Annotated in this window: 6 protein-coding genes, 1 tRNA gene and 1 riboswitch; of the genes, 1 reads left to right on the top strand and 6 read right to left on the bottom strand. The window is 76.5% G+C overall.

Annotated features, from left to right (window positions below):
• The 4 genes from RM780_RS27380 to RM780_RS27365 form a co-directional block, all read right to left on the bottom strand.
• Positions 1-467: transglycosylase family protein (locus RM780_RS27380; protein WP_311633604.1), on the bottom strand; the 467-nt coding region annotated here is incomplete at its 3' end.
• Positions 468-470: 3 nt separating this feature from the next.
• A riboswitch (cyclic di-AMP (ydaO/yuaA leader) is annotated at positions 471-614 on the bottom strand.
• 330 nt (positions 615-944) lie between these two features.
• Positions 945-1,265: a hypothetical protein gene (locus RM780_RS27375; RefSeq protein ID WP_311633603.1), complete on the bottom strand. Its 321-nt coding sequence runs from the start codon at positions 1,263-1,265 to the stop codon at positions 945-947.
• A gap of 165 nt (positions 1,266-1,430) precedes the next feature.
• Positions 1,431-2,789, bottom strand: a complete 1,359-nt coding sequence (locus RM780_RS27370) for a cytochrome P450 family protein (protein WP_311633602.1) — start codon at positions 2,787-2,789, stop codon at positions 1,431-1,433.
• Positions 2,782-4,149: a sensor histidine kinase gene (locus RM780_RS27365; protein WP_311633601.1), complete on the bottom strand. Its 1,368-nt coding sequence runs from the start codon at positions 4,147-4,149 to the stop codon at positions 2,782-2,784. The genes RM780_RS27370 and RM780_RS27365 overlap by 8 nt, the downstream gene beginning before the upstream one ends.
• Positions 4,150-4,349: 200 nt before the next feature.
• Here RM780_RS27365 and RM780_RS27360 point away from each other — a divergent pair.
• Positions 4,350-4,421: transfer RNA gene (locus RM780_RS27360), tRNA-Gln, on the top strand.
• 56 nt (positions 4,422-4,477) lie between these two features.
• On the opposite strand, the gene RM780_RS27355 is transcribed toward RM780_RS27360, so the two are convergent.
• Complete coding sequence (locus RM780_RS27355) at positions 4,478-5,776, bottom strand: serine/threonine-protein kinase (RefSeq protein ID WP_311633600.1); 1,299 nt, start codon at positions 5,774-5,776, stop codon at positions 4,478-4,480.
• Positions 5,773-6,294, bottom strand: a 522-nt coding sequence (locus tag RM780_RS27350; RefSeq protein WP_311633599.1) for a hypothetical protein, incomplete at its 5' end; no start/stop codon positions are given. The genes RM780_RS27350 and RM780_RS27355, both read right to left, overlap by 4 nt.

Genomic DNA, 6,294 nt, shown 5'->3' with positions numbered 1-6,294 from the left:
CGGTTCGCGTCCCCGTTTTCCGCGCCGCTCCCGGCCTCGGGGGCGGCCTCGGCGGAGCCGCCGGAGGGGTCGACCGCGGCGGCCGGGCCGCCGGCGGTCAGGCCGGCCCGGGCGCCGCAGACGGGCCAGGCGCCCGGGCCCTGCATGGCGAGCAGTTGCTCGGCCGCGGCGATCTGCTGGTCCTTGGTGGCCAGGTCGGCGCGCGGCGCGTACTGCGTGCCGCCGGCCGCCTCCCAGCTGGACTGGGAGAACTGCAGGCCGCCGTAGTAGCCGTTGCCGGTGTTGATCGACCAGTCGCCGCCGGACTCGCACTGGGCGACGGCGTCCCAGGTGCTGACGGAGGCGGCGTTGGCGCCGGTGGCGCCCAGGAAGGGGAGGGCGACCGCGGCGCCGGTGACGCCGGCCGCGGCGGCGAACCGGTGCGGTCTGGAGGGACGGCGGTGACGGCCCTTGCCGGTGAACAGCATGACGTTCCTTCTCACCGACGCCTGCGAGGTGAGCTGTCGGGTTCGGGTCAGGTGAGTTGCCCGGCCTCGAGCGCCTTGCGCCGCCTGAGGCTTCACCCCAAGCCGGTCCGGGGGCCGCGAGTGATCGCGGTCCGGCACGGCATCCACGGCCCGGGCGACGTGGTCGTCCGGGTCGTGGCCGGGTCCCCCGCTCCTGCCTGCGGTGGTGCGCGCGATGGTTCCCCGGGCCGGCGGCAGGATTCGGCGTTGCGGCCCCGGTGCCCGGCGGAACGCCAGGCGGAGGGACACTAAACACACAAGTGCTAACGATTCAAGAAAGCTGACGATATTGGGCGCGGCGGACGCTTGACGGGAACGGCGGAACGTCACCCCTGGTCAGCAACGTCCCGGCCGTCGCGCGGGGGCCGGGCGGGACCCCGGACGACGAGAGGATGGTCACATCTGCACACCAGCGAAGTGACCGGGCCGGCCCGCCGCCTAACGGGCCGTGACCGCCAACTCCCCCACCCGGAGCGGGAGGACGCGAGGCATATCGACCGAAAGGCGAACTATGCCGCTCATGCCCGATATGCGGGTCGCTCGGGAGACGGCCACCCCCACGGACACGCCGCACACCACCGCGATGGCCCACACCGCGTGGCCGCGGGCCGCCCGTCCGGGCAGGACCGCCTCCTCGGGGCCGCCCATCTCCTCCTCGGCCTGCGCCTCCTCCGCCTCCTCGGCCCGGTCTATGTCGTCCCCCTCCTGGCGCAGCTCCCGCCCCAGCACAAAACGGCGACGACCAGTCCCGGCGAGCATCTGCGGGCCTCCAAGCGAGCGGTGACGGCCGGCGGCGGGCGCCGGCGCGGGGCGGTGGGGGTGGTGGTGCGTGGGAGAAGGGACTGAGCGGAGGAAGGGGTTGAGGGGAACCTAGCCGCCCCGCGCACACGATCACAACCCGGTCCCACCCGGATCACGCCCCGATTACGTCCCGGTGCCGGCCCGGGGTCCGCCCGCCGCGTTCCCAGGGGCGCGTGTGGCAGCGTTCCCAGGGGCGCTCGCGGGGGCGGGCCCGGCCGCGCCCTCCGGGGCGAACTCCACCGGCAGGGACCGCAGCCCCCGCATGATCAGCCCGCCGCGCCAGCGCAGCTCCTCCGCGGGCACCGCCAGCCGCAGGGCGGGCAGGCGCCGCAGCAGCGCCGCCAGCGCGGTCCGCGCCTCCACACGGGCCAGCGGGGCGCCCAGGCAGTAGTGGATGCCGTGCCCGTACCCGAGGTGGGGGTTGTCCCCCCGGCCCAGGTCCAGCGCCTCGGGGTCGGCGAAGCGCTCCGGGTCCCGGTCGGCCGCCGCCAGCACCACCAGCACCGGCTCCCCCGCGGCCACCCGCTGCCCGCCCAGGGTCAGCGACTCGCTCGCGAAGCGCCAGGTCGCCACCTCCACGGGGCCGTCCCAGCGCAGCAGCTCCTCCGCGGCCGAGGCCAGCAGTCCCTCGTCCCCGGCCGCCACCGCCTCGCGCAGCCGCCCCAGCTCGGCGGGGTGGCGCAGCAGGGCGAGCATGCCGTTCCCGATGAGGTTCACGGTCGTCTCGAAGCCCGCGAACAGCAGGATGAACGCCATCGCCGCGGCCTCCTCCTCGGTGAGCTGCTCGCCGTGGTCCGAGGCTCGGATCAGGCCCGAGATGAGGTCCTCGCCCGGGGCGCCGCGCTTGCGGTGGATCAGCTCGCCCAGGTAGCCGCGCATGTGCTTCACCGCCCGGCCCACACCGCCGCGCCGCCCGGCGGTGTGGAGCATCATCCCGGCCCAGCGGCGGAAGTCCTCCTGGTCCTCGCGCGGGACGCCGAGCATGTCGCAGATGGCGTAGATCGGCAGCGGGAAGGCGAACTCGTCGATCAGGTCCGCCGAGCCGCGCCCCGCGAACCCGTCCACCAGTCCGTCGGCCAGCTCCCGCACGCGCGGCTCGAAGGCGGCCACCCGGCGCGGGGTGAACGCCTTGGACACCAGGCGCCGCAGCCGCGTGTGGTCGGGCGGGTCGATGTTCAGCAGGTGCGTCATCACGCCCGCGCCGCGCTCGCCGGGGATGCCGACCCGGCCGGAGGCGTGCTCGGCAGCGCGGTGGCGGCCCGGGTCCTTGCTCAGCCGCGGGTCGGCCAGCGCCCGGCGCGCGTCGGCGTACCGGGTGACCAGCCAGGCCGAGACGCCGCTGGGCAGCGTGGCGCGGTGCACCGGGGCGTTCTCCCGCAGCCAGGCGTACGCCGGGTACGGGTCGGCCGCGAAACGCTCCCCGAACAGCTCCGGGGCCCCGGCCCGGTCCCCCTCACAGCCGCCCGCCCGGGCCTCAGGCACGGGCGTCCCGCCGGTCCGGTATCACGGCGGAGACCCGGAAGCCCCCGGCGTCGGTGGGCCCGGAGACGAACCCGCCGCCCAGCGCCACCACGCGCTCGCGCATGCCGACCAGGCCGTTGCCCCCGCTGGGCAGCCGGGCGGCGGAGGCGGCGCCGTTGGCCGGGGGCTCGTTCTGCACCAGGACCGCGACCTCCCCGTCGCGGTGGGCCAGCCGGACCTGGGCCGCGGCGCCGGCGGCGTGCTTATGGACGTTCGTCAGCGCCTCCTGGACCACCCGGTAGGCCGTGGACTCCACCTGCTCCGGGTAGCCGCGGGGCTCGCCCTCCACGGCGAGGTGGACCGTCATGCCCGCGGCCCGCGACTGGTCCACGAGCGCCCCCAGCTCGGTCAGCGAGGGGCCGCGCTCCTCCGGAACGGCCGGGGCGGGCGCGGGGGGCGCGTCCTGCCCCTCCTCCGCCGGGGCGTGCGCCGACGCGCCGGGCGCCTCCTGAGGCCGCGCGGCGCTTGCGGCCGAGGGCGGGCTCTGGTCGGCGCGCAGCACGCCGAGCATCGTGCGCAGCTCGGTCAGGGCTTGCCGCCCCATGTCGCCGATCAGCGAGGCGTTGCGGCCGACGGTCCGGGCGGCCTTCTCGGGGTCCTTGGCGGCGACGGCCTGGAGGGCCGCCGCGTGGACCACCATCAGGCTCACCCGGTGCGCGACCACGTCGTGCATCTCGCGGGCGATGCGGCGGCGCTCCTCGCCCCTGGCCCACTCGGCGCGCTCCTCGGCCCGCTCGGCCAGCAGCGCCAGCTCGCGCTCCAGGCCCAGCGCGCGGTCGCGCAGCGACTCCACCAGGCGGCGCCTGGCGCGGACGTACATGCCCAGCAGGACCGGGGGCACCACGGCGGCCACGCCCCACAGCAGCGCGACCAGCAACTGGAACCACGCCGGCAGCTCCTGCTCCTGCACGCCCGCGTCGCGGTCGAGCAGGAGGTAGGAGACGATGACCATGCCGGCGCCCTCCATGGCCGCCAGGGCGCCGATGATCCGGCGGGGGGCGTCGGTGGTGGCCAGGGTGTAGAGGCCGACCAGGGCGGCGGTGGCGCCCATGTTGGCCGGGAAGACGGCGACCGCGACCAGGATCACGGCCAGCGGCCAGCGGCGCCGGACGATCAGGACGAGGCCGGCCAGCGCGCCGGAGACCGAGACCAGGGCCACCGGCAGGCCGGTGCGCTGTGCGAAGGCGACCCCCTGGGCGGCGCACTCGGCGGCGGAGAGCACCGCCAGGCCCGCGTCCAGCGCGACACTGCGCCGCCGTCTCCACCACAGCAGCGCGAAGCGGTGACCCGCCCGCGCCCGAGGCGCCCCCGTCGCATTCATACGGCCCAGCCTAAGGGCGCGAACGTCCGGTGTTCAGCCGGGTTGCGCGCGCGTAGACCGGGGAGCTCCCGCCCGGCCGGGAGTGCCGGGACGGGCGGTGCGAACGCCCGCTTCACCGTCGCATCGGGGCGGGCGGGGCTGGCATGATGGGGGGCGTCGGTCCGGGGGTCTGACGGGAGGCCGTCTCGACCGACACACCGTCCCCTGTGGTGTAATTGGCAGCACTGCGTCTTTTGGTGTCGTATGTCCAGGTTCGAGTCCTGGCGGGGGAGCAGGCTTCGATCCGGGTCCCGGCTTAGCGGCCGGGACCTCTCCGTGCCGGGGGTCCTCAGGGCGCCAGGCCCGGCGGCGGCACAGGCCCGTACCTTCCGGTGAACCCCGTCGTCTGCGCCAACTGCCGCAGGCACAGCCGCTCGTCGGCGCGGAGCTGGACGACCACGGGGTCGTACGGGCCGCGCTCGGCGGTGAACTCGTGGGCCAGGCGCTGGATCTCCGGCAGGGCGCGGGCGTACTGCGCGGTGTCCAGGAGGGTCGCGGCGTACTGCTTGCGCAGGGCGCGCACGACCGGGGACGCCTCGCCGTACCGTGCGGCGGCCTGGGGCAGCGTGCGGCCGATCAGCTCGGCGACCTGGGGGTAGTGGCCCAGGGACAGCAGGCGCTTGATCTCGTCCAGGGCCGCGGTGAGGTCGGGCTCGGCCGGGCGGGGCGGCGGCCAGGGGGCCAGGGGGTGGGAGAACGGCCGGGTCGGGTCCATCGGGACCGGCGCGGCCGTGGGGCGGGGCAGCAGCGCGGCGAGCACGTCGAAGACGTGCCGGGCGTCGGCGGGGCGCTGCCCGGGGTCCGTGGCCAGGAGGCGGTGGACGAGGCCGGCCAGCGGGGGCGGGGCGTCGGGCCGCAGGTGGAGGAGGGGGGCGGGCTCCTCGTGCAGCTTCTTGTAGAGCAGGCCGGCGGCGTTGGGGGCGCTGAAGGGGACGCGGCCGGTCAGCAGCTCGTACCCGATGGCGCCCAGGGCGTAGAGGTCGGCGGCGGGCGAGACGGGCGGCTCGCCGACGGCCTGCTCGGGGGCCATGTAGACGGGGGTGCCCAGCAGGGTGCCGGTGCGGGTGAGGCGGGTGTCCTCGCCGTCGCCGCGGGCGGCGGCGATGCCCAGGTCGAGGATGGTGACCCGGCCGTCGGGGCGGACCATGACGTTGCCCGGCTTCAGGTCCCGGTGGACGACGGGGACGGCGTGCACGGCGGAGAGGGCGGAGCACAGCTGGGCGAGGACGGCCACGGCCCAGGGCCAGGGGTAGGGGTCGTGCTCGGCGAGGTGGTCGGCGAGGTCGCTGCCCTCCACGAGCTGCATGACCAGGAACAGCTCCTCACCGTCCTGCCCCGCGTCGTGCACGGCGACCAGGCCGGGGTGGTCGATGCGGGCGGTGACGCGGCACTCGCGCAGGAAGCGGCGGCGCAGCTCCTCGGGGTCGGTGGTGCCGGAGAGGGAGGCGAGGCGGTCGGCGTGCAGGAGCTTGACCGCCACCCGGCGCCCGCCGAGGGCGGTGTCCCGCCCGGACCAGACCTCGCCCATGCCGCCCTTGCCCAGCGGCTCGGTGAGCTGATAACGCCCCGCCAGGAGGCGGCCGTTCACCGGCCCTCCTGCCGGCGCAGCAGCTCACCCAGCTCGTCCAGCTCGGAGGCCACCTGCCGCATCCGGGGGGATGGCCCGGGGTGCGGGGGCGCGGCGGCGGGGGCCGTCGGCATCGGGTACACGGCGGGCGGGAACGCCGCGGCGGGCGCCGCCGCCGGGTGCGCGAGGTAGGGGGACGGGGGCAGAGGAGCCGGCGGGCGGCGCGGGAAGCGGTCGCCCATCACGCCGTGGACGGTGGCGCCGGTGATCCAGGCGATGGTGAACAGGCCCGCCAGCGCGCCGGCGTCCGAGTCCGTGTCCGGGACGAGGGCGATGGCCAGGATCTCGGCGACGGTCAGGGCGAGGGTGATGCCGAGGACGGCCCAGTCCAGGGCGCGGCGGCGCAGCAGGGCGAAGCGGAGGGAGGGCACCCAGCCGAGCAGGCCGAGCGACCAGACGGGGAAGGAGGCGAAGACGCCGCGCAGGACCAGGGCCTTGGCGCCGGGGCCCTGCGGCGCCGGGGGGTGGGGGGCGGGCGG

The organism is Streptomyces boetiae (genome assembly GCF_031845405.1).
GTDB classification, from domain to species: domain Bacteria; phylum Actinomycetota; class Actinomycetes; order Streptomycetales; family Streptomycetaceae; genus Streptomyces; species Streptomyces boetiae.
Note: the sequence above shows the minus strand (reverse complement) of the source record. Positions and strands in the feature narration are given on the sequence as shown.